Raw genomic sequence first — 22,909 nt, 5'->3', positions numbered from 1 at the left:
GCTCAAGCGTACGACCGCGGCAGCGGTTCGGTGTACCGGCCGAGTTCGTCGTGCCACCACAGGTCCCGGCCGGGCTTCCAGGACACCGGGCGGGAGAGGCGGTGCACGACCAGCACATTCCGGACACCGGGGCAGCCGGTGAGCGCCCGGTCGATGACCTGCTTGAGCGGGTACTGCTCCCCGCAGCGCTGTTCCCCGTCCGCGGTGATGACGATCTTGGCGTCCATCTCCCTGATCCGGTCGCGCAGTTCATGCGGACGCAGTCCCACCGGCAGGCTGCCACGTACGACATCGAGGCGGCCGCAGGCGAGCGTGGCGATCACGGATTCGGGCACCAGCGGCAGATGCACCGCCACTCGGTCACCGGCCCGGACCCCGAGCCGGGTGAGGGCGGCGGCGGCCCTGGCGGCCTGGTCGAGCAGTTCGGCGTGGGTCAGCTCCTCGGTGCAGTCGGGCTCGCTGATCCACCGGAGGGCCACGGGGGCGGTCTGCCGGGTGGCGGCAGCCAGCGTCGGAAGCTCCTCCGTCCGGGAGGTTCGGAGCACGGCGGTCTTCATTGAGGCGGGGACGAACGGCATAACGCACAGCCTGCTGTCAGGTCATCAACGTCTGATGAACGCCCGCTATATGAGGCGACGATGGTCCGGCGCGCGCCGTCCGGAGGTGCTCGCGAGGGCCCTTGCTCCGGGGCCGGGCACGCCTCGTTGTACGACCATGACACGAGTCGCCGTGCTACGCATAGCGTTCATGGATGCCGAGCGAACCACCCACGACTCCCCGCACACCGGCCGGGCCGACGCCCTGACAGACGTACCCGGGCTGCGTGTCGGCCATGCGCAGCGCACCGGAGACGGATGGCTGACCGGAACGACCGTCGTGCTGGCCCCCGACGGCGGCGCGGTCGCCGCCGTCGATGTGCGCGGCGGTGGGCCGGGCACCCGGGAGACCGATGCCCTCGATCCGCGGAATCTCGTCCAGCGTGTGGAGGCCGTCGTGCTGACCGGCGGCAGCGCGTTCGGCCTGGACAGCGCCTCGGGGGTGGCGGCCTGGCTGGAGGATCACGGCCGCGGCTTCCGGGTCGGTCCCGATCCGGCGCAGGTCGTCCCGGTCGTCCCGACGGCCGCGCTCTTCGACCTCGGCCGGGGCGGTGACTGGCGAGCCCGGCCGGGCGCGGCCCTGGGCCGGGAGGCCGCCGAGGCGGCGGCCGCCACGGAGCCCGGCGCGCCGGTCGGGCAGGGCAACGTGGGCGCGGGTGCGGGCGCGGTGGCCGGTGGGATCAAGGGCGGCATGGGATCGGCGTCGCTGGTGCTGCCGTCCGGCATCACGGTGGCCGCGCTGGTGGCGGTCAACGCGGCCGGGTCGGTGGTCGACCCGCGGACCGGCGGGCTGTACGGGCAGGCGTATGAACCGTCCGGGGACGGCGGGCCCTACCGCCCCGGCGAAGAGGAGCACGCGGAGGCGGTGCGCCGCCTGGCGACCGCGCGGGCCGAGTCGGAGCGGCGCCAGGCCGCGTCGGTGCGGCCTCCGCTGAACACCACCCTGGCCGTGGTCGCCACCGACGCCGCGCTCACCCGGGCCCAGGCGCACAAGCTCGCGGGCACGGCGCACGACGGCCTGGCCCGGGCGATCCGGCCGGTGCATCTGATGTCCGACGGCGACACGGTCTTCGCCCTGGCCACCGGCGATCGCCCGCTGGTGCCGGAGGAGAGCGGGGGCGATGCGGAAGATCCGGCGTTCGGGGTGCACCGGGAGAGCGGGGCGCTGAACGAGGTGCTGGCAGCGGGGGCGGACGCGCTGACCCGGGCCGTGGTCAAGGCGGTGCTGGCGGCGGAGAGCGTGGAGGGCCCGGGCGGGGTCTTCCCCGCGTACCGGGATCTGTACGGCGGACCGTCCTGAGCGGACGGCTCCGAGCGGGGCCGAGAGGGCTCAGAGGGCTGAGAGGGAGGGGATGCGCCATGGATGCCGATCTGCTGGTTGTCGGCGGCGGTCCGGCGGGCTGCGCGGCCGCCGTGATGGCGGCGAGCCTCGGGATGCGGTCCGTCCTCGTCGAGTCGGGCGACGTGCTGTGCGGCGCGCTGCGGCGCATCCCGGTGGTGGCAAACGTGCTGGGCTCCACCACCGGCCCCGGGCTGGCGGCGGCGATCGAGGCCGATGTGGAGCGGTGTGGCGCCTGCCGGGTCGAACTCGGGCGGCGAGCCACGCGGATCGACGCGTTCGAGGACCGCGTGGAGGTGACGGTCGAGGGTCCGGAGGGTCCTGTGGCGGCCGGTGCGCGGCTGACGGCGCCCTTTGCCGTTGTCGCCACCGGAGTCGGCCCGCTGGCGCCCGCGGCCGCCGGGTGGCTCGCGGGGGCGGAGGGCCGTGAGCTGCGCCCCCTGTGGGAGGCGGACGTCGCGGCGATCACCGGCCGCACGGTGCTGGTCCTGGGCGCGGACCGTCCACTGGGCACTCTCGTCCGCGCCCACCCGGGGCTGCGGACCCGGTTCCTGGTCGCCCATCCGCCCGAGGACACCTACAAGACCGAGGAGATCGAGCAGGACGCCCGGGTGGAGCTGGTGGCCGTGCGGCGGCTGGAGTTGGGGCAGCCGTCGGCGCCGCCGCGGGCCGAGACGCTGACCGTCGCGGGCGAGCTGCGTGCCCTCACGGCCGACCTGGTGTTCCTGAATCTGGGCAGCGCCCCGGCGCCGCCCGGCGGGTCCGTCGTCTCCGACGGGTCCGGTTACTGCCCGCCCGGGCGCCAGCACCCGAGGATCCGTACCGCCGGTGATCTGCGCTCCGCCCGCTTCCAGCGCATCGCGACCGCGATGGGCTCAGGCAGCGAGGCCGCGCTCAGCGCCTACTACGCTGCGCGCGGCCTCGCCACGGATGAGTTGGGGGGTGGTTGAGATGGGGTCAGACCGCGACCGCCACCTTCTCCTCGTCCCCGGCGGCGCCCTTCGCGGAGGCGTCACCACCGGCCGGGGCCGTGGCACCGGCCTCCGTCTTCTTCCGCAGCCCCTTGAGGAAGACCACCAGTCCGGCCGACACCACCGTGCCCGCCACGATGGACAGCAGGTAGAGGAACGGCTGCCCGATCAGCGGGACCACGAAGATGCCGCCGTGCGGGGCGCGCAGCGTGCAGCCGAAGGCCATCGACATCGCGCCCGTGATCGCGCCGCCCACCATCGAGGAGGGGATCACCCGCAGCGGGTCCGCCGCCGCGAACGGAATGGCGCCCTCACTGATGAAGGAGGCACCCAGCACCCAGGCGGCCTTGCCGTTCTCCCGCTCGGTCTTGGTGAACAGCTTCCCGCGCACGGTGGTGGCCAGCGCCATCGCCAGCGGCGGGACCATACCGGCCGCCATCACCGCGGCCATGATCTTGAGGCTGCCGTCGCTCGGGTTGGACACCGCGATGCCGCCGGTCGCGAACGCGTACGCGACCTTGTTGACCGGGCCGCCGAGGTCGAAGCACATCATCAGGCCGAGGATCACGCCGAGGCCGATGGCGTTGGCTCCGGAGAGCCCGTTGAGCCAGTCGGTCATGGCCTCCTGGGCGGAGGCGATGGGCTTGCCGATCACCACGAACATCAGGAAGCCGACGATCGCCGAGGAGATCAGCGGGATCACCACGACCGGCATGATGCCGCGCAGTGCCGCCGGGACCTTGAACCGCTGGATGCCCATGACGACCGCGCCCGCGATCAGGCCGGCGGCCAGACCGCCGAGGAAGCCCGCCTTGATCGTGGTCGCGATGAAACCGCCGACGAAGCCGGGCACGAGCCCGGGCCGGTCGGCCATGCCGTAGGCGATGTACCCGGCCAGGACCGGCACCAGGAAGGTGAAGGCCGCGCTGCCGATCTGGAAGAGCAGCGCCGCCCAGCTGGCGCTCTCGGTCCACGTGAAGTGGTCCGCTACCGACTTGGCGCTGGCGATCTCGTAGCCGCCGATCGCGAAGGCGAGCGCGATGAGCAGACCGCCCGCGGCGACGAACGGGACCATGTAACTGACGCCCGTCATGAGCCACTTGCGCAGCCGGGTGCCGAAGCCGTCGCCGCCCGCGTCCATCGGGGCGGAGCCCTCCGAGGCGTCATCGGCCGTGCCCACCGGCGCGCTGGTCTCGCCGCGCGCCGCCTTGTCGCGTGCCTCGGCCACCAGCTCGGCCGGGCGGTTGATGCCCGCCTTGACCCCAACGTCCACCGTCGGCTTCCCGGCGAACCGCTCCTTGTCCCTGACCTCCACGTCATGCGCGAAGATCACCGCGTCGGCGGCCGCGATGGTGGCGGCGGGGAGCTTCTCGAACCCGGCCGAGCCCTGGGTCTCCACCACCAGCTCGACACCCGCCTCACGGGCCGCGTTCTCCAGCGACTCGGCAGCCATGTAGGTGTGCGCGATGCCGGTGGGACACGAGGTGACGGCGACGATCCGGAAGGGCGCCGGTGTGGGCGCGGGCCCGGTGGGCTCGGAGGCTCCTGCGGGCGCGGGGGCCCCTGTCGGCGCCGTCGGCTCCGCCGGGGCACTCGCCGTGTCCTTCGGCTCCTGGGCCGCGGGCTCCTCCGCGGCGCTGTCCGGGGCGCTGTCCGCCGCGGCGGACGGCTCCTCGTCACCGCGGATCAGGGCGGCCGCCCGGGCCGGGTCGTCGGCGGCCCGCAGGGCGCCGGTGAACTCGGCGTTCATCAGAGACCGGGCGAGGCTGGACAGGATCGTCAGGTGATCGCTGTCCGCGCCCGCGGGGGCCGCGATCAGGAAGATCAGGTCGGCCGGTCCGTCCGGCGCGCCGAAGTCGATCCGGGCCGCGCTCCGCCCGAAGGCCAGCGTCGGCTCGGTGACGTGCTCGCTGCGGCAGTGGGGTATGCCGATGCCGCCGTCCAGGCCGGTCGGCATCTGCTCCTCGCGGGCCGCCACGTCGGCGAGGAAGCCGTCGAGGTCGGTGACCCGGCCCGCCGCGACCATGCGCTCGGCGAGCGACCGGGCGGCGGCTTCCTTGGTGTCGGCGGACAGGTCAAGGTCGACCAGATCCGCGGTGATCAGCTCACTCATCTCGCGGCTCCCTTGGGTGCGATCCCGCCCTGTGGCAGGCGGGCGGAGGGGGTGGGGACTGGGGGGTGGGAGTGGGTCGGGCCGGTCACGCGGGCTCCTTGAGCACGCGATCCAGCGGGACGTCCGAGGTCGTGGTGACGGCGGACGGGTTCAGGTCGGCCGGGGTCGGCATCACGCTGCCCGGCAGTTGTACGGCGGCCGCGCCGTGGGCCACGGCCGAGGCGAGCGCCGCGGCTCCGGTGCCGCCCGCGGCGAGGAATCCGGCGAGCGAGGCATCGCCCGCACCGACATTACTGCGGACGGCCGCGACCGTGGCCGTGCCGAAGTACGTGCCGGTCCCGTCGACCAGCAGCTGGCCGTCGGCGCCGAGGCTGGCCAGGACCGCGCGGGCACCCAGCTCGCGCAGCTCCTCGGCGGCCTTGACCGCCTCGCCCACGGTGGCGATCGGGCGGCCGACGGCCTGGGCCAGTTCCTCGGCGTTGGGCTTCACCACATCGGGGCGCTCGCGCAGGGCCGCGGTCAGGGAGGGGCCGGAGGTGTCCAGGGCGATCCTGGCCCCCGCGCGGTGGGCCCGGGCGACCAGCTCGGCGTACCACTCGGGGGCGAGCCCGCGCGGGAGGCTGCCGCAGCAGGCGATCCAGTCGGCGTCGGCGACCCGGCTGCGCACCGCCTCCAGCAGGGCCTCGGCCTCGGTGTCGCTCAGCTCGGGCCCGCTCGCGTTGAGCTTAGTGAGGGTGCCGTCCGGCTCGGCGACGGAGATGTTGACCCGGGTCGAGCCGCGCACCGGCACGCCCGCCGCCTCGATGCCCAGCTCTTCGAGCAGCCGCGCCAGCAGCGCGCCCTCGGGGCCGCCGAGCGGCAGCGCCGCCACGGTGCGGTGCCCGGCGGCGGCCACGGCGCGCGAGACGTTGACGCCCTTGCCGCCGGGGTCGACCCGGTCGGTGGTGGCCCGCAGCACGGCGCCGCGCTCCAGCGCCGGAATCTCGTACGTACGGTCCAGGCTGGGATTGGGGGTGACGGTGAGGATCATGCGCGTGCTACTTCCGTGCCCTGCTTTTCGATGGCGAGGGCGTCCTGTGGGCTGAGGCCGGTGTCCGTGATGAGCAGGTCGACGTGGTCGAGGCCGCCGAAGCGGGCGAAGTGCTCCTGGCCGAACTTGCCGGAGTCGGCGAGCAGCACGACCCGGCGGGCGGCGCTGATCATGGCGCGCTTGACGGCGGCCTCCGCGAGGTCGGGGGTGGTCAGTCCGCTCTCCGGCGAGAAGCCGTTGGTGGCGAGGAAGACGACATCGGCCCTGACCTCGCCGTAGCCGCGCAGCGCCCAGGCGTCGACGGCGGCCCGGGTCCGGTGGCGGACCCGGCCGCCGACCAGGTGCAGGGCGATGCCGGGGTGGTCGGCGAGGCGAGCGGCGATCGGCAGCGCGTGGGTGACCACGGTGAGCCCGGCTTCCAGGGGGATGGCGGCGGCGAACCGGGCCGCCGTGGACCCGGCGTCGATGATCACGCTGCCGTCGGCGGGGAGTTCGGCGAGGGCGGCGCGCGCGATGCGGTCCTTCTCATCGGCGGCGGTGCCCTCGCGCTCGGCGAGGTCGGGCTCGAAGTCGAGACGTCCGGCAGGGATCGCGCCCCCGTGCACGCGGCGCACCAGACCCGCCCGGTCGAGGGCCCGCAGATCGCGCCGTACGGTCTCGGCGGTGACCTGGAACTCCTCGGCGAGGGACAGGACGTCCACCCGTCCGCTGTCGCGGGCGAGCCGGAGGATCTCCTGCTGACGCTCCGGTGCGTACATGTGGGTTTACGTCCCTTCCATGCCCGAACCTGTGATTTCGCGGCCAGATTACGTCGCCACTTCCGGAAAGTAAACAGACTCGGGCGCAAAACAAACTTGACCGGGCATGCCCTGGTCATCTTCACGACAAACTCGGGCCATCTTCGAAAGTCCAGCCGCACAGCCGCGCCCGGCCCGGCTCGCCCTCAATGCGAGGTCCGAATGCCGCCAGACACCCCCGCCCCGCCCCGGCAGGATCAGTCATGCCCGAGGGAATCACAGCACATCTGGATCTCCCTCGCTCTCTTCGTATTCTTCGCATACCTCGCATCTGGGAGCACTCATGACACTCGACGGCAAGGCGGCCCTGGTCACCGGCGGCAGCCGGGGCATTGGCGAGGCCATCGCCCTCCGGCTCGCCGAGGACGGCGCCGATGTCGCCCTGACCTACCATCACCAGGCCGATCGCGCGGCGGACATCGTCGAGAGGATCAAGGCACTGGGCCGCCGGGCCCTGGCGATACGGGCCGACAGCGCGGACGCGGAGGCGGTGCGGGCGGCCGTGGCCGGGGCCGCCGCGGAGTTCGGGCGCCTGGACATCGTCGTCAACAACGCGGGCGCGGGAGCCCTCGGCCCGGTGACCGAGCTGTCGCTGGAGGACGTCGACCGCGTCCTGGACGTCAACGTCCGGGCGCCGTTCCTGACCGCCCAGGCGGCGGTCGAGCGGCTGGCCGACGGTGGGCGGATCATCAACATCGGCAGCTGCATGGCCGAGCGCGTCGCCTTCCCCGGCGGCAGCCTCTACGCGACCAGCAAGACCGCGCTGACCGGCCTGACCAAGGCGCTCGCCCGTGAGCTGGGCCCGCGCGGGATCACCGTCAACCTGATCCACCCCGGCCCGATCGACACCGACATGAACCCCGCCGACGGCGAAAGCGCCCCCATGCAGAGCGGCTTCACCGCGCTCGGCCGCTACGGACTGCCGTCCGAGGTGGCCGCGACCGTCGCCCACCTCGCGGGCGACAGCGGCCGCTACATCACCGGGGCGTCGATCGCCGTGGACGGCGGCTTCGCCGCCTAGCCAGGGGCCTGATCAGGAGTGGCCTCATAGAAGAGTGGCCCAAATGACCAGGGAAGAGCCCCGGCGCTCGGGGGAGTGCGCCGGGGCTCGGTCTATGGGGTCTGCGGCGGGACAGCCGGTCCATACGGTGGCGCGGCGGCTCAGGCCGCGGCGTCGAAGCCGGTCTGGCGGGCCATCTTCTTCAGCTCCAGCAGGGCGTGCTTCTCGATCTGGCGGATGCGCTCACGCGTGAGACCGTGCTGCTTGCCGACCTCGGTGAGCGTGCGCTCCCGCCCGTCATCGATGCCGTACCGCGCCTTGATGATGGAGGCGGTCCGGTCGTCGAGACGGCCGATGAGGTCTTCCAGCTCCTCACTGCGCAGCAGCGTCATCACCGACTGCTCGGGCGAGACGGCCGACGTGTCCTCCAGCAGGTCGCCGAACTGGGTCTCGCCCTCGTCGTCCACCGACATGTTGAGGCTCACCGGGTCGCGCGCCCAGTCGAGCACGTCGGACACCCGCTCCGGTGTGGAGCCCAGCTCCTCGGCGATCTCCGCGTGCTCCGGCTCGCGGCCGTGCTCACGGTTGAACTCACGCTGCACCCGGCGGATCCGGCCCAGCTCCTCGACCAGGTGGACGGGCAGCCGGATCGTGCGGGACTGGTCGGCGATCGAGCGCGTGATGGCCTGGCGGATCCACCACGTGGCATACGTGGAAAACTTGAAGCCCTTGGTGTAGTCGAACTTCTCCACGGCGCGCACCAGGCCCGCGTTGCCCTCCTGGATCAGGTCGAGCAAGGGCAGGCCACTGCGCGGATAACGGCGCGCCACGGCCACGACCAGGCGCAGGTTGGAGCGGATGAAGACATCCTTGGCGCGGGCGCCCTCGGCGGCTATGGCCTCGAGCTCCTCTCGGCTCGCACCCGCGGCTCCGGTGTCCTCGGCCTCTCCGTCCAAGATCTGCTGGGCATACACACCCGCCTCGACAGCCTGGGACAGCTCGACCTCCTTCGCCGCGTCCAGCAACGGGGTGCGAGCGATCTCGTCGAGATACATGCCGACCAGGTCGCGATCGGCGATCTCCCCGCCTGTGGCGCGAACACTGTTGGCCCCATCAGCGCCACCTGTGGCGGCCTGATTACGGGCGACGGCACGGGTTGCCATGCGTGCTCCCTTACAGATGGATCGGGCGCGGACTATGAACGGACCTTCCCTGGGCGGGTGCCCCGTCCAGTGGAAACAACGACTGGAATCCGGACAGAATTCCCAAGCCGCGCCCACCTTTTTACGATCATGCAGTACCCTGTGCCGCCACAGGGGGTTCAGCGTGACGCCGCAGCGTCGCGAAAGCGCAGGTCAGGGGCGCCCCTTACGGCCGGGACCGCCACCTTCCCCCCGCCTTCCCGCCTCACCTCTCACTCCACAAGACGGATCCCACGGCCTTCTGGTTGCCCGGTCCGGGCTTGCCGGAGACCCGGGGCGGGTGTGCGCTGGAGGGGAGGAGGTCCTGCCATGAACGGTTCCGTCTCAGCCCCGGCGCGCAGGCGCCACCGTCCGCGCCTCGCCACCGCCCCGCTCCACGCCTCCGCCTCCTGGGTGGTCCCCGTCGTGCTGGGCGTCCTCACCGGCGGCTACGCGATGTTCATCGACCACAACCAGGGCGCGACCCTGCCCGCCGCCGCGCTCCTCGGCCTGGTGGCGGCGGTCGTCGTCGGCGCGGCCTGCTATGGGGCCGGGCGGATCCAGGGGCGGCTGCTGCCGGAGGTCCGGGCGGGGCTGTACGGAACGCTCCTCGGCTGCGTGATCGGCTTCCTGTACTGCCTGAGCGGGGCGGCGGTGGGGCGGGCGTCCGGCGTTGGCCTGGGGGTGGCGCTGGCGATGGGGGCGGTCTCGTTCTACGTCATCCACGCCCGGTCGGACTGAACAGTCGGACTGAACAGTCGGGCTGAACAGTCGGGCTGAAGCAGCCACGCCTCCAGCCTGAACAGCGGCCAGGACCAGGCCTCAGCCGAACTGCACCGACCGCTTCGCCAGCCCCATCCAGAAGCCGTCGATCACACTCCGCTGGCTGCCCAGCTCCGACTCCGCCGCGCCCAGCGTGACGAACAGCGGGGCGAAGTGCTCAGTGCGCGGGTGGGCGAGGGAGCCGCTCGGCGAGGCGTGCTCGAAGTCGAGCAGGGCGTCGACGTCCTGCCCGGCGAGCGCGCCCCGTCCCCAGTCGTCGAACTCGGTCGACCAGCCGGGCGGCGTCGGCCCGGTGTGGCGCAGCGCCGCCAGGTTGTGGGTGAAGAAGCCGCTGCCGACGATCAGTACGCCCTCGTCGCGCAGCGGCGCGAGCTTGCGGCCGATGTCCATCAGCTTCCGCGGGTCCAGGGTCGGCATCGAGACCTGAAGGACGGGAATGTCGGCGTCCGGATACATCTCGACCAGCGGGACGTAGGCGCCGTGGTCGAGCCCCCGGTCGGGGATGTCCTGGACCGGCGTGCCCGCGGTGCGCAGCGTCTTGCGGACGCGCTCGGCCAGTTCGGGGGCGCCGGGCGCGGCGTAGCGCACCCGGTAGTAGTGCTCGGGGAAGCCCCAGAAGTCGTAGACCAGCGGAACCGTCGCGGTGGCCCCGATGGCGAGGGGGGCTTCCTCCCAGTGCGCGGAGATCATCAGAATGGCGGTGGGACGGGAGAGTTCCGCCGCCCAGGCGGCGAGCTGTCCGGGCCAGACCGGGTCATCGGCGAGCGGCGGAGCACCATGGCTGAGATAGAGGGCGGGCATGCGCGACACGGCGGCGGCTCCTCGACCAGACGAATGACCAGACGGACGCAGTAAAGCTTGAAGTCTCAAGCAGTAGCTGAGATGACGGTATCGCACACTTGTTTAAAATTCAAGAAGTAGACTTACTATGAACGATGTGGACGCCATGAACTCCCCCGCAGACGCAGACGCAGGCAAGGACGCCGACGAGCCGCGCTGGCTGAACGAAGGCGAGCAGCGCACCTGGCTGGCCTACATCCAGGCCAGGATGTTGCTGGAAGACCATCTCGACCGTCAGCTGCAGCGCGACGCGGGCATGCCGCACGTCTACTACAGCCTGCTGGTGAAGCTCTCCTGGGCACCCCGCCACCGGATGCGGATGACCGAACTGGCCGAGGCCGCCAAGATCACCCGTTCCCGGCTCTCCCACGCCATCACCCGCATGGAGAAGGACGGCTGGGTACGGCGCGAGGACTGCCCCTCCGACAAGCGCGGGCAGAACGCGGTCCTCACCGAGAAGGGGTTCGGCGTCCTCAAGGAGACCGCGCCCGGCCATGTCGAAGCCGTCCGCTCGGCGATCTTCGACCGGCTCACTTCCGAGCAGATCGACCAGTTCGGCGACGTCTGCCGGATCATCGCCGACGGCCTCCAGCCCGAGGGCGCCGATCTCCCCTGGCTGCGCTGAGCCGACAAGCCGAGCCAGAAAACGGAGAAGCCCGCTCCACCGGGTGAACGCCAGGGAGCGGGGCCCTCTCATCCGTACGGGCCGTCATCCGTACGGCCGTCATCCGTACGGCCGTCATCCGTACGGCCGTCAGTGCGCCATGACGGGAACGGCGTCCTCCACCACCTCGTCACCCGAACCGGCGACCGCGCCGCCGCCGTCCTGCCTGCCAGCGCTGATCAGCGTGGTGGCGATCGCCGCCGCCAGCAGCAGGATGCCCACCGCCCAGGCGATGGCCGCGGTGTAGCCGTGCACCATCGACTGCAGCTGCAGCAGCTTCGGCGAAGAGGCCGTGGCCGCGTGGCCCGTGGCGTAGGCCGTGGTGGCGCTGGCGGCGATCGTGTTGAGCAGCGCGGTGCCGATCGCGCCGCCCACCTGCTGCGAGGTGTTGACCATCGCGGAGGCGACGCCCGCGTCACGCGGCTCGACACCATGGGTGGCCAGGCTCATCGCGGGCATGAAGGCCGTACCCATGCCGAGGCCGAGCAGCAGGATCGCGGGCAGGATCAGCGCCGGGTAGGAGGTGTCCATGTCGATCTGGGTCAGCAGCAGCATGCCGGAGGCGGCGACCAGGAAGCCCGGGCCCATCAGCAGCCGCGGCGGCACCCTGGTCATCAGCCGGGCGCCGATCTGCGTCGAGCCGGTGATCATGCCCGCGACCATCGGCAGGAAGGCGAGCCCGGTCTCGACCGGGCTGTACCCCTTGACGATCTGCATGTAGTAGGTGAGGAAGAGGAACAGCCCGAACATGCCGATGACGGCGAGGCCGAGCGAGGCGTAGACCCCGCCGCGGTTGCGGTCGGTGATGACGCGCAGCGGCAGCAGCGGCGCCTTCACCCGGGACTCGACGATCACGAAGGCGGTCAGCAGCACGGCGGCCGCGACGTACAGGGCGACGGTCGGCCCGGCGCTCCAGCCGTCCGACTCGGCGCGGGTGAAGGCGTAGACCAGCGCGACCAGGCCCGAAGTGGCCAGCAGTACACCGGGGATGTCCAGCTTGGAGGGGTTACGGCTCTCGCTGGGCTCGCGGATCACCGCGATCGCGCCCACCGCGGCGACGGCGGCGAACGGGATGTTGACGAAGAACGTCCAGCGCCAGTCCAGGTATTCGGTGAGGACGCCGCCGAGGATCAGGCCCACGGCACCGCCGCCGCCCGCGATGGCGCCGAAGATGCCGAACGCCTTGGCCCGCTCCTTGGCGTCGGTGAACATCACGGCGAGCAGCGAGAGCGCGGAGGGCGCGAGCAGTGCGCCGAAGACGCCCTGCAGGGCGCGGGCGCCGAGCAGCATGCCGCTGCTCACCGCGGCGCCGCCGAGCGCCGAGGCCGCGGCGAAGCCGACCAGCCCGACGATGAACGTCTGCTTACGGCCCCACAGGTCCGCGACCCGGCCGCCGAACAGCAGCAGGCCGCCGAAGGCGAGGGCGTACGCGGTGATGACCCACTGCTTGTTGCCGTCGGAGATGTTCAGGTCGGCCTGGGCCGAGGGCAGGGCGATGTTCACGATGGTCGCGTCGAGGACGACCATCAGCTGGGCGAGGGCGATGAATATCAGCGCGTTCCATCGCCGCGGGTCGGCATATGGCGTCTTATGTGCGGCTGTTTCAGGCATGGGTGGGCCTACCTAGCGGTGCGGAGAGTGAGAAATGGGACGAGTTGGCACCCGGTTCGCACCGGGCGGAGTCATGGAATGGAGTGGAAGCTGGCGCCGCGCGACGTCACACGAAGATGAAGACTGGTGGACGCGCGAGAAATAAGCGGTGTGCGGTGAGCGGCCGGGTGGGAGCTACGTCACGGCCGGTGCTGCAGATCCTCCAAGGTGACGGCGGAGCCGGGAAGTTCGGAGCGCGCCGGAGCCGACAGCCCGTCCAGGAAGAGCTGTAGGTGCCGGTGCACGAAGGCGTCGAAGTCCACGCAGCCGCTGCCGGGCAGCGGCCGGGTGAGCTGGGTGAGGGCGACCATCAGATCGCCGACGTCGATGTCGGCGCGCAGCTGGCCGGACGCCCGGGCGGCCACCATCAGGGCGTCGATACCGGCGTCCAGACGGTCGTGGGCGGCGATGTGGTCAGGGTGTTCCTTGTCGATGCCGTCGGAGAACAGCGGGCACAGCGCGCCGATCCGCTCATCCGCCGCCGCGTGGACGAAGCGCCGCAGCGCCAGGAAGGCGTCGGGCTCCTCGGCCAGGGCCGATTCGGCTTGTTCGGCGACGCGGGACATCACCGACAGGGTCACGTGGTGGATCAGTTCACGGCGGTCCGCGAAGTGGCGGTAGAGGGTGGCGTTGCCGACCCCCGCCCGCCGGGCGACTTCGTCGAGCGGGACCTCGGCCCCGTACTCGACGAGCACTTCGCGCGCGGCCCCGACGATCCGTTCCCGATTGCGCAGGGCGTCGGCGCGCAGCCGGGGTGGTGCGTGCCGTGCGCGATCCGCGGCGCGTGCGGCGGTGGCTCCGGCCATGACAGCTTCCCCCTTCTGGGTCCGATCGTCCTGGTCCGAGGTTCAACGCTTCCGGGGAGTCAGTCCCCGTTTGTGCGATCAATGGTTTAAACGGGGAACCACTCCCCGGAATTTCCCGGTCCACGAGTGACCTGCCTCACACTCGATCCGCGCCCCTTTCGCCCGCCCGGCGCAACCGTTTCGCCGGAACGGACGCACCCCACGGGCGCCCCCGCGCGCACCGGCACACCGTGAACGGCAATGAAGCAGACCCCCGAGGCCCCCCGCCCTCGAATACGCAGGCTCCGCCGAGGCAGCGCGTTCGCCACCGTCGCCGTGCTCACGGTCGCGGTGGTCGCCCCGGCGGCGATGCCAGGCGCGGGGAAACCGGCCGCCGCCAAGCGGGCCCCGGCTCCCGTGACCACGGCGCGGGCCGGGTCGCTGGAACCGTGCGCCCTCGCCCCCGGGCCCGGGCTGCAGATGTCCGAGGGCATCCCCACCAGCCACGGCTACAGCCGCAGTACGGGGACGGTCAACGCCCTCAACCTGATGATCGACTTCCCGGATGTGCGCGGCAAGGGCACGGCCCGCGAGCGCTTCGAGGAGTTCTTCCCGCAGACCTCGCGGTGGTTCGCCCGCAGTTCCTACGGACGGCTCGACTACCGGCCCGCGATGCCGGTCGGCCACTGGCTGCGCATGCCGCACTCGTTCCGCTCGTACGGCATAAAGCGCGGCAGCCCCTTCGAGCCCGGCTACCGCAAGCTGGTCGCGGACATAGCGAGAACGGCCGACCCCAAGGTGGACTTCCGCCGCTACGACCTGGTGAACGTCCTGGTCACACCCAACGCCGGACCGCCCGCCGCGCACGCGGTGCTCTCCGTGACGTACGCCGACAACCAGCGCGCCCCGACCGCGGACGGCGTTCCGCTGGCCAATGTCTCCTTTGTCTACAGCCGCCAGGACGACGGTTCCGGTTCGCTCCGGAAGACCGGCTTCCGGGTCCTTCCGCACGAGAACGGCCATGTCTTCGGCCTGCCCGACCTCTACACCCGCGGCGGCGGCGACAACGTCGGCCACTGGGACGTGATGTCCGAGGACTGGGGCGCCGGGAACGACCTGCTGGCCTGGCACAAGTGGAAGCTCGGCTGGCTCGGCGTCCGCCAGGTCGACTGCGCCGCCCGCCCCGGCACCACGGTGCACGCGCTGTCCCCGCTGCACCGGCCGGAGGGCACCAAGCTCGTCTTCGTCCCGGTCTCGGACTCCAGCGGATACGCCCTGGAGGCGCGCGCCGGTGGTGGCAACGACGAGGCGGTGTGCAAGCCCGGCGTCCTGGTGACCTGGGTGGACACCCGTATCGACTCGGGCGGCGGCCCGGTCACCGTCATGGACAGCTCCCCCGGCGGCCACGGCTGCACCCAGGAACGCAACGTCCACCCCGGGCTCAGCGACGCGGCCTTCGGCCCCGGCGAGACGTACGAAGGGGACGCGGACGGCGTGCGCGTCCGCGTCCGCGTCACCGGCCGGGACGCGGACGGCTCCTACCGCGTCGAGGTCACGCGCCGCGCCAGTACCGGCGCCCGAGGCTGACCAGCAGCAGCTGCTTACGGGCGGTGTCGGCGATCCGCTCGCACTCCCCCTCGTCTCCTTGCGCCTCCATGAACGCGGTCGCCGTCGTCACCATCCGGTCGACGTACAGCTCGGCCAGCATCCGGACGTCCTCCGGCGGCCAGCCCGCCGGGGTGAGCCGGGGCGCGAAGGCCGCGGCGACCTCATCGGTCAACCGGCCCAGTTCGGCGGCGATCGCCTCCCGCACCGGCCGCACCCCGCCGTGCCGTTCGCGCGCGATGAAGCGGATGTGGGTGGGGTGGCGGCGCACATGCTCGGCGACCGCCTCCACCACGGCGTCGATCCGCTCCTCGTCCCCGTCCCGCTCGCTGAGGATCGCGCGGATCATGCCCTGCAGGCTGCCCAGGGACTCCTCGACCAGCGCCACACCCAGATCGGCCATGTCCCGGAAGTGCCGGTAGAAGGCGGCCGGGGCCATGCCCACCACCCGGGTCAGCTCCCGCAGACCCAGGCTGCTGAGGCTCTGGTCCTCCAGCAGCCCCAGTGCCGCGTCGAGCAGCGCGCGGCGCGATTTCTGCTTCCGTGCCTCGCGGATCCCGCATGTGTGACTCATATCATTCCAGTAAACAGGTGTTCGCCGACCTTGGCCAGCCGTACGCGGGGGTAGCCTAGATGTCAGTGAACAGTTGTGAATCCAATTGTTCACTAAATGAGCATCCGCATCCCGGATCCACCACCATGAGAGAGGCTCACATGCTCTTCATCGTCGCGGCTCTCGCCCTGATGGGGGTTCTGCTGGGCGCGGCGGCACATACCCCGCTCCCGGTCTTCCTCGCCGCTTCCGGCGTCATCGGCGCATGGCTGCTCATCTTCTTCATCCGTGAACGCACCGGACACAAGGGGAGCTGACCCATGGCACTCACCGCGCCCACCCGCACCTCGCCGATCCGCGCGCGCCAGGACGCCGACGGCATGGCCGTCGCCTCCTTCGTGCTCGGTCTCATCGGCACCCTCCTCTTCAACGCGGTCTTCGGGCCCTGCGCCATCGCCCTCGGAACGCTCGCGATCGCCCGCGAGACGAAGCGGCGGGGCCGGGCGCTGCTCGGCATCGCGCTCGGCGTCGCGGACGTGATCCTGCTGGTCGTCCTGATGACGCTGGACCACTCGGTCTTCTGGCAGTTCGGCGGCTGATCACCCGCCCCCTCCCAGCGACCCCGGCGGCCCTTCCACTCAGTGGAAGGGCCGTTGCCCGTGCGTGACCCCCGTCACCACGCTGCTGTGCATGACCGCATTCGCACGGAACCAGTGGTACGTCGCCGCCTACGGCCGGGAAATCGGCCGCGAGCTGCTGGGACGCACCATCCTGAACGAGCCCATCGCCTTCTACCGCACCGAGCCGGACGGCACCGGGTCCGACGGCACAGCGTCGAACGGCACAGCGTCGAAGGGCACCGTCGTCGCGCTCGCCGACCGCTGTGTGCACCGCCGCTACCCGCTCTCGGCCAGCCGCCTCGACGGCGACAAGGTCGTCTGCGGCTACCACGGCTTCACCTACGACACCTCCGGCACCTGTGTGTTCGTGCCCGGCCAGAAGCGCGTCCCGCGCACCGCCCGGGTCGCCTCGTACCCCGTCGTCGAGCAGGACTCGCTGGTCTGGGTGTGGATCGGCGATCCGGCGCTCGCCGATCCGGCCGCGATCCCGCGCGCCCCCTGGCTCGCCGATCCGCGCTGGACGACGGTCGGCGGCATGGAGCCGATCGACGCGGGCTACGGGCTGCTCGTGGACAACCTGATGGACCTCTCCCACGAGACGTATCTGCACGGCGGCTACATCGGCACCCCCGAGGTCGCCGAGACCCCCATCACCACCGAGGTCGACGAGGGCGCGGGCATCGTGCGGGTCAGCCGCCACATGGACGACGCCGCCTGTCCTCCCTTCTACGCACGCTCCACCGGCATCGAGGGCCGCATCACCCGCTGGCAGGACATCGAGTACCACGCGCCCTGTCTGTATCTGCTGCACAGCCGCATCGCCCCGGCCGGGGTGCTGCCGGAAGCGGACGGTTCCGATCCGAACGCCTTCCATGTGGAGATCACGTACGCCATCACGCCCTCCACGGACCGGCACGTCTATGACTTCTGGGCCGTATCCCGGGACTTCGCCCAGGACGACGACGAAGTCACCACCTTCCTCCACGACTTCAACCGCACCGTGGTGATGCAGGACGTGGACGCGCTGAACCTGCTCCAGAAGGCGCTGGACACCGAGCGCGAGGGCTATCAGGAGCTGAGCATCAACATCGACACCGGCGGCCTGGCCGCGCGCCGCATCCTCGCCCGCCTCGCCGCCGAGGGCGAGCGAACCGCCACGCCCCCCGCGGTGACTACGCCATGAGCGGCGCGCCCACCGCCGAGGTCTACCGCGTCGACTGGCTGCCCGGCACCGATGTGCTCCACGGCGTCTGCCACTGCGGCGCCGAGCGCTCCGCCGAGGACCCGGTCGAGCTGTGGCAGTGGATGCTCGCGCACCCCGACGGACACACCCTCGACCCCGAGCAGAAAGGCACCGCCGCGTGAGCAGCGCCACCGAAGGTCCCGACACCGAAGGCCACGAGCGCGCCGGCAACCAGGAGTACGACGACACGCTGCTGGTGGCCGCCCGGGCCGACGCGGCCACCGACGTGGTGACGCTCACGCTCCGTCATCCGGCGGGGCGCGAGCTGCCCGGCTGGGAGCCCGGCGCCCATGTCGACCTCGTCCTCGGGGACGGGCTGATCCGCCAGTACTCGCTGTGCGGGGACCCGGCGGACCGTACGGCCTGGCGGATCGCGGTGCTGCGCGCGCCCGATGGACGCGGCGGTTCCGCCCGGGTCCACGACGCGCTCACCGAGGGCGCGGCGGTGCGGGTGCGCGGGCCGCGCAACCACTTCGCGCTGCGCCCGGCCGCCCGTTACCTCTTCATCGCGGGCGGCATCGGCATCACTCCGATCCTCCCGATGACGGCCGCCGCCGAGGCCGCGGGCGCCGACTGGACGCTGCTGTACGGCGGGCGCACCCGCGCCTCCATGGCCTTCGCGGACCAACTCACCCACCGCTACGGCGAGAAGGTGCGGCTGGTGCCGCAGGACGAGGCGGGGCTGCTGGACCTTGTGACGTATCTCGCCGAGCCCGGCCCCGGCACCCTGGTCTACTGCTGCGGCCCGGAGCCGCTGCTGCGGGTCGCGGAGGAGCGGTGCCAGGCCTGGCCGACGGGCGCGCTGCGCACCGAGCGATTCCAGCCGCGTCCGCCGAGCGAGATCGACGAGAACGGCGCGAACGGCGGGGCGGAGCACGCGGACTCCGGCGGTTTCGAAGTGATTCTCGACCGATCCGGACGCTCCCTCACCGTCGAACCCGGACATAGCGTGCTGCGTACCCTCGAAGAGGCCGGGGTGCCAGTTTTGTACTCCTGCGAAGAGGGCACGTGTGGTACGTGCGAGACGGATGTCATCGAGGGCGAGGTGGACCACCGCGACTCCGTACTCACCGACGAGGAACGGGCGTCGGGCGAGACGATGATGATCTGCGTCTCACGCTGCCGGGGCCCCAAGCTGGTACTGGACCTGTGAACGACCTGTGAAACGACGCTGAACGAGCGCTGCAGCCTCTCAAAGGATGGGGCCGGGGTGACCCCGCCCACTGGACAAACGGGTTGGTTAGGCTAACCTAAGTACGCCTTCGGGATGCCGTCCCTGGGCACTGTCCCCGTACGTCTGATGAGAAGGCAAGCTCCATGCGGTCCATGCGCCACGCCAGAGAACTTCCGCTCTCCCGTCGCGGCCTCCTCGCCGCGGGCGGGGCCACCGGACTCGGAGCCCTGGTCACCGCCTGCGGTGGCAAGGGCGGTTCGGACTCCGGCGACGGAAAGGGCGGCGGCTCCTGGTCGTTCACCGACGACCGCAAGAAGAAGATCACCAACGATGGCCCTCCCCAGCACATCGTCGCCTACGTCGCCGCGGCGGCCGCGCTGTACGACTTCGGCATCGACAAGCAGATCACCGGCGTCTTCGGCCCGACCAAGCTCAAGAACGGCAAGCCGGACCCGCAGGCCGGGGACATCGACGTCGACCGGCTGACCAGCCTCGGCCAGACCTGGGGCCAGTTCAACGTCGAGAAGTACGCCTCGCTCAGCCCCGATCTGCTGATCACCAACATGTTCGACCCGGGCGCGCTCTTCTACATCCCGGACGACAGCAAGAAGAAGATCCTCCAGCTGGCCCCCAGCTGCGCCATCACCACCGGCCGGGTCTCCATGCTGGAGCCCATCAAGCGCTACGCCGCGCTGGCCGAGGCCCTCGGCGCCGATCTCAAGGCCAAGAAGGTCACCGACGCCAAGGCCCGCTTCGAGAAGGCGTCCGAAGAGCTGCGCAAGACCGCCAAGTCGCACAAGATCCGGGTCATGGCCTGCTCCGCCAGCGCCGATCTCTTCTATGTCTCCAACCCGGAGATCAACGCCGACCTGCTGTACTTCCAGGAGCTGGGCGTCGACATCGTGCAGCCGCGAAAGCCCGACAAGGGCGGCTACTTCGAGAGCCTGAGCTGGGAGAACGCCGACAAGTACGACGCGGACGTGCTGTTCCTGGACAACCGCACCGCGACCCTCCAGCCCAGCGCCCTGAAGTCCAAGCCGACCTGGTCGAAGATGCCCGCCGTCAAGGCCGGTCAGATCACGCCCTGGAGCAGCGAGCCGCGCTTCTCCTACGCCGGTGCCGCCCCGCTCATCGAGTCCCTCACCAAGGCCATCCAGGACGCGAAGAAGGTCAGCTGACGCGGGCTGACCGGCACCAGCGCCGACCCCCGGCAAGCGAAGGGAAGACGTCGCTCCCATGACGACCGCAGCCACCACCACCCGCCCCGCCACCGCCGTACCGTTCCGCTTCTTCGACGCGCACGTCGTGCGGACCCGGGCCCTCGGACCGTCCATGTCCCGGATCACCTTCAGCGGCACCGGTCTCGGGGACTTCACCACCGGCGGCCGCGACCAGCGCTTCAAACTGTTCCTGCCGCACCCCGGCCAGCCCGCCCCCGTCGTGCCGGTGGAGGACGGCGAGGGCTGGTTCGCCACTTGGCGGACGATGGACCCGGCCGTACGCGGCATCATGCGCTCGTACACCGTGCGCGAACAGCGCCGCGAACCCGACGAGATCGACGTCGACTTCGCGCTCCACCACGACGGCGGCCCCGCCGCCAGCTGGGCCGCGCGCGCCGAGCGCGGCGACCGCGTCACCCTGCTGGGCCCGGTCGTCGAGGACAACGGCGGGGTCGACTTCCGGCCGCCGTCCGGCACCGACTGGGTGCTGATCTCCGGCGACGAGACCGCGCTGCCCGCCGTCGCCGGGATCCTCGACTGGCTGCCCGCGGGCACCCCGGCGAAGGTGTGGATCGAGGTCCAGCACGCCGAGGACATCCAGACGCTGCACACCGAGGCCGACGCCGAGATCACCTGGCTGGTCCGGGACGGCGCCACCCCCGGCTCCCCGCGCTCCGCCCTGCTGCTGGACGACGTACGCGCCACCGCGCTGCCCTCCGGCACCCCGTACGCCTGGATCGCGGGCGAGGCCGGAACCGTCAAGGAGATGCGCCGCCACCTGGTGCGCGAACGCGGCTTCGAGCGCAAGGCGGTGACCTTCACCGGCTACTGGCGGCTCGGCGCCTGTGAGGAACAGCTCGTCGAGGAGGCCGTGAGCGGCAGCGGCCCGAAGTCCGACGACTGACCCGGCTGACGCTGATCACGGCTGACTGAACTTTCCCCCACTCGTCCCCCACTTATAGTCCAGCGACTGGCCGACGGATCCCGATCGCCGCGGCGCGCCACCGCGCGCCCCGGCGCCCCGGCCGGGACACCCGCATGCCCGCGATCACCCCACAGCCCCACAGGCACCCCCACCCCACAGGCACGCCCGCGGGCGCGCACACACCCGTGCGCCCGCACGCTCCAGGAAGGACAGACCGTGAGTTTCCTCGCGCAGACCGCTGAGGACCCGTCGCCGGAGTCGATACCCGGGGCGGCGGATGGCAGGGCCCACCTCTTCAACGGCCGTACGGCGGAGAGCTACCGGCGCTCCGTGATGGACGGCGTCGGCCTGGTGGCCTCCACCGTCGCCCGCACCAAGCGCCCGTTCACCGGCGTGACCCCGGGTGAGCTGGCTCCCGAGATCTCCGGCATCGACCTGGAACAACCGCTGGGCGACCCGAGCGCCGCGCTGAAGGAACTCGAGCGCGTCTACCTCAAGGACGCCGTCTACTTCCACCACCCGCGCTACCTCGCCCACCTCAACTGCCCGGTGGTCATCCCGGCGCTGCTGGGCGAGGCGGTCCTGTCCGCCGTCAACTCCTCCCTCGACACCTGGGACCAGAGCGCGGGCGGCACCCTCATCGAGCGGCGGCTGATCGACTGGACCGCCGAGCGCATCGGTCTCGGCGAGGCCGCCGACGGCGTCTTCACCAGCGGCGGCAGCCAGTCCAACCTCCACGCGCTGCTGCTGGCCCGCGACGAGGCCTGCAAGCTGGTCGAGAAGGAAGCCGCCACGGCCGGGGAGCCCGTCCCCCCGAAATCCGAGATCCTGCCGCGGCTGCGCATCCTCACCTCCCAGGCCAGCCACTTCTCCGTGAAGAAGTCCGCCGCCATCCTGGGGCTCGGCTACGAGGCCGTCATCTCGGTCCCCTGCGACCAGGACCGGCGCATGCGCACCGTCGCCCTGGCCCGCGAACTCGACCGCTGCCGCCAGGAGAACCAGGTGGTCATGGCCGTCGTCGCGACCGCCGGGACCACCGACTTCGGCTCCATCGACCCGCTACCCGAGATCGCCGAGCTGTGCTCGCGGCACGGCTCCTGGATGCACGTGGACGCCGCGTACGGCTGCGGGCTGCTGGCCTCCCCCACCCGCCGCCATCTGCTCGACGGCATCGAGCGCGCCGACTCGGTCACCGTGGACTACCACAAGTCGTTCTTCCAGCCGGTCAGCTCCAGCGCCGTCCTGGTCCGCGACCGCGCCACGCTCAGCCACGCCACGTACCACGCGGACTACCTCAACCCCGAGCGCAGCGCCGAGAACCTGATCCCCAACCAGGTCGACAAGTCCATCCAGACCACCCGCCGCTTCGACGCCCTCAAGCTGTGGCTGACCCTGCGCGTCATGGGCGCGGACGCGCTCGGGGCGCTCTTCGACGAGGTCGTGGACCGGGCCGCCGAGGGCTGGAGCCTGCTGGACGCCGACCCGCGGTTCGAGGTCGTCACCGAGCCGCAGCTGTCCACGCTCGTCTTCCGCTACGTACCCGGCGACGACTCCGACCCGGACCTGGTCGACCGCGCCAATCTGCACGCCCGCGAGGCCCTGGCCGCCTCGGGCGAGGCGGTGGTGGCCGGTACGGTCGTCGACGGCCGCCACTACCTGAAGTTCACCCTGCTCAACCCGGAGACGTCGGTGCGCGACATCGCGTTCGTCCTCGACCTCCTCGCCGAGCACGCCGGTCAGTACCTGGCCCTGCACATCGAGCCCGAACTCAGCCACTCCCGCGCCAGCTGAGTCGCTGAGCCACTGACCGCCGCAACACC

23 protein-coding genes are annotated in these 22,909 nt (G+C 71.5%); 14 read left to right on the top strand and 9 right to left on the bottom strand.

Translation table 11 applies throughout. The annotated features are described in order from the left end of the window. Window positions 1–2: 2 nt before the first annotated feature. Window positions 3–545: an AMP-binding protein gene (locus ACZ6CL_RS00430; RefSeq protein ID WP_468929277.1), complete on the bottom strand. Its 543-nt coding sequence runs from the start codon at window positions 543–545 to the stop codon at window positions 3–5. A 202-nt stretch (window positions 546–747) separates the two neighbouring features. On the opposite strand from ACZ6CL_RS00430, the gene ACZ6CL_RS00425 reads away from it, so the two are divergent. Both ACZ6CL_RS00425 and ACZ6CL_RS00420 read left to right on the top strand, forming a co-directional pair. Then, window positions 748–1,896, top strand: a complete 1,149-nt coding sequence (locus tag ACZ6CL_RS00425; protein WP_468929274.1) for a P1 family peptidase — start codon at window positions 748–750, stop codon at window positions 1,894–1,896. Between the two features lie 59 nt (window positions 1,897–1,955). Continuing rightward, a complete protein-coding gene (locus ACZ6CL_RS00420; RefSeq protein ID WP_468929271.1) occupies window positions 1,956–2,885 on the top strand; it encodes an FAD-dependent oxidoreductase in 930 nt (309 codons plus the stop codon). Between the two features lie 7 nt (window positions 2,886–2,892). On the opposite strand, the gene ACZ6CL_RS00415 is transcribed toward ACZ6CL_RS00420, so the two are convergent. The 3 genes from ACZ6CL_RS00415 to ACZ6CL_RS00405 all read right to left on the bottom strand — a co-directional run bounded on the left by ACZ6CL_RS00415 (window position 2,893) and on the right by ACZ6CL_RS00405 (window position 6,807). Next, window positions 2,893–5,019, bottom strand: a complete 2,127-nt coding sequence (locus tag ACZ6CL_RS00415) for a PTS fructose transporter subunit IIABC (protein WP_468929268.1) — start codon at window positions 5,017–5,019, stop codon at window positions 2,893–2,895. An 85-nt stretch (window positions 5,020–5,104) separates the two neighbouring features. Next, window positions 5,105–6,049 (bottom strand): 1-phosphofructokinase, encoded by a 945-nt coding sequence (gene pfkB, locus ACZ6CL_RS00410; RefSeq protein WP_468929265.1) that lies wholly within the window; start codon window positions 6,047–6,049, stop codon window positions 5,105–5,107. After that, window positions 6,046–6,807, bottom strand: a complete 762-nt coding sequence (locus ACZ6CL_RS00405) for a DeoR/GlpR family DNA-binding transcription regulator (protein ID WP_468929263.1) — start codon at window positions 6,805–6,807, stop codon at window positions 6,046–6,048. Before ACZ6CL_RS00405 ends, pfkB begins: the two co-directional genes overlap by 4 nt. 322 nt (window positions 6,808–7,129) lie before the next feature. On the opposite strand from ACZ6CL_RS00405, the gene ACZ6CL_RS00400 reads away from it, so the two are divergent. Further along, window positions 7,130–7,867: a 3-oxoacyl-ACP reductase family protein gene (locus tag ACZ6CL_RS00400; protein ID WP_468929261.1), complete on the top strand. Its 738-nt coding sequence runs from the start codon at window positions 7,130–7,132 to the stop codon at window positions 7,865–7,867. Between the two features lie 140 nt (window positions 7,868–8,007). Here ACZ6CL_RS00400 and ACZ6CL_RS00395 read toward each other — a convergent pair whose 3' ends face one another. Next, the gene (locus ACZ6CL_RS00395; protein ID WP_468929258.1) at window positions 8,008–9,009 is read right to left on the bottom strand and encodes a sigma-70 family RNA polymerase sigma factor; all 1,002 of its coding nucleotides are present in this window, start codon (window positions 9,007–9,009) and stop codon (window positions 8,008–8,010) included. Window positions 9,010–9,357: 348 nt separating this feature from the next. Here ACZ6CL_RS00395 and ACZ6CL_RS00390 point away from each other — a divergent pair, with 348 nt between their 5' ends. Then, window positions 9,358–9,768, top strand: coding sequence for a hypothetical protein (locus ACZ6CL_RS00390; protein WP_468929256.1), 411 nt, complete (start codon window positions 9,358–9,360; stop codon window positions 9,766–9,768). Between the two features lie 81 nt (window positions 9,769–9,849). On the opposite strand, the gene ACZ6CL_RS00385 is transcribed toward ACZ6CL_RS00390, so the two are convergent. Continuing rightward, a complete protein-coding gene (locus tag ACZ6CL_RS00385; RefSeq protein ID WP_468931188.1) occupies window positions 9,850–10,611 on the bottom strand; it encodes a dioxygenase family protein in 762 nt (253 codons plus the stop codon). A gap of 127 nt (window positions 10,612–10,738) precedes the next feature. On the opposite strand from ACZ6CL_RS00385, the gene ACZ6CL_RS00380 reads away from it, so the two are divergent. Beyond that, window positions 10,739–11,275, top strand: a complete 537-nt coding sequence (locus ACZ6CL_RS00380; protein WP_468929253.1) for a MarR family winged helix-turn-helix transcriptional regulator — start codon at window positions 10,739–10,741, stop codon at window positions 11,273–11,275. A gap of 129 nt (window positions 11,276–11,404) precedes the next feature. Here ACZ6CL_RS00380 and ACZ6CL_RS00375 read toward each other — a convergent pair whose 3' ends face one another. Beyond that, window positions 11,405–12,925, bottom strand: a complete 1,521-nt coding sequence (locus ACZ6CL_RS00375) for an MFS transporter (RefSeq protein WP_468929250.1) — start codon at window positions 12,923–12,925, stop codon at window positions 11,405–11,407. 179 nt (window positions 12,926–13,104) lie between these two features. After that, window positions 13,105–13,770, bottom strand: a complete 666-nt coding sequence (locus tag ACZ6CL_RS00370; RefSeq protein ID WP_468929249.1) for a TetR/AcrR family transcriptional regulator — start codon at window positions 13,768–13,770, stop codon at window positions 13,105–13,107. 240 nt (window positions 13,771–14,010) lie between these two features. On the opposite strand from ACZ6CL_RS00370, the gene ACZ6CL_RS00365 reads away from it, so the two are divergent. Further along, window positions 14,011–15,336, top strand: coding sequence for a M6 family metalloprotease domain-containing protein (locus ACZ6CL_RS00365; protein ID WP_468929247.1), 1,326 nt, complete (start codon window positions 14,011–14,013; stop codon window positions 15,334–15,336). Here ACZ6CL_RS00365 and ACZ6CL_RS00360 read toward each other — a convergent pair. Beyond that, on the bottom strand, window positions 15,302–15,928 hold the full coding sequence (locus ACZ6CL_RS00360; protein WP_468929246.1) for a TetR family transcriptional regulator: 627 nt from the start codon (window positions 15,926–15,928) through the stop codon (window positions 15,302–15,304). The two genes, ACZ6CL_RS00365 and ACZ6CL_RS00360, sit on opposite strands and share 35 nt — an antisense overlap. A 140-nt stretch (window positions 15,929–16,068) precedes the next feature. Here ACZ6CL_RS00360 and ACZ6CL_RS00355 point away from each other — a divergent pair, with 140 nt between their 5' ends. The 8 genes from ACZ6CL_RS00355 (at window position 16,069) to ACZ6CL_RS00320 (ending at window position 22,880) form a co-directional block, all read left to right on the top strand. Beyond that, on the top strand, window positions 16,069–16,224 hold the full coding sequence (locus ACZ6CL_RS00355; protein ID WP_199830898.1) for a hypothetical protein: 156 nt from the start codon (window positions 16,069–16,071) through the stop codon (window positions 16,222–16,224). A gap of 3 nt (window positions 16,225–16,227) precedes the next feature. Continuing rightward, complete coding sequence (locus tag ACZ6CL_RS00350; RefSeq protein WP_468929244.1) at window positions 16,228–16,506, top strand: DUF4190 domain-containing protein; 279 nt, start codon at window positions 16,228–16,230, stop codon at window positions 16,504–16,506. A gap of 91 nt (window positions 16,507–16,597) precedes the next feature. Next, entirely contained in the window at window positions 16,598–17,710 is a 1,113-nt protein-coding gene (locus tag ACZ6CL_RS00345) for a Rieske 2Fe-2S domain-containing protein (protein ID WP_468929242.1), read from the top strand. Beyond that, window positions 17,707–17,892: a hypothetical protein gene (locus tag ACZ6CL_RS00340; RefSeq protein WP_468929240.1), complete on the top strand. Its 186-nt coding sequence runs from the start codon at window positions 17,707–17,709 to the stop codon at window positions 17,890–17,892. Before ACZ6CL_RS00345 ends, ACZ6CL_RS00340 begins: the two co-directional genes overlap by 4 nt. After that, entirely contained in the window at window positions 17,889–18,923 is a 1,035-nt protein-coding gene (locus ACZ6CL_RS00335) for a PDR/VanB family oxidoreductase (protein WP_468929237.1), read from the top strand. Before ACZ6CL_RS00340 ends, ACZ6CL_RS00335 begins: the two co-directional genes overlap by 4 nt. Window positions 18,924–19,096: 173 nt before the next feature. Further along, complete coding sequence (locus ACZ6CL_RS00330) at window positions 19,097–20,122, top strand: ABC transporter substrate-binding protein (RefSeq protein ID WP_468929234.1); 1,026 nt, start codon at window positions 19,097–19,099, stop codon at window positions 20,120–20,122. 58 nt (window positions 20,123–20,180) lie between these two features. Next, complete coding sequence (locus ACZ6CL_RS00325) at window positions 20,181–21,068, top strand: siderophore-interacting protein (RefSeq protein WP_468929232.1); 888 nt, start codon at window positions 20,181–20,183, stop codon at window positions 21,066–21,068. A gap of 237 nt (window positions 21,069–21,305) precedes the next feature. After that, window positions 21,306–22,880, top strand: a complete 1,575-nt coding sequence (locus ACZ6CL_RS00320; RefSeq protein ID WP_468929230.1) for a pyridoxal phosphate-dependent decarboxylase family protein — start codon at window positions 21,306–21,308, stop codon at window positions 22,878–22,880. Window positions 22,881–22,909 lie beyond the last annotated feature (29 nt).

The sequence above is a fragment of the Streptomyces sp. NPDC041200 genome (assembly GCF_055591805.1).
Note: the sequence above shows the minus strand (reverse complement) of the source record. Positions and strands in the feature narration are given on the sequence as shown.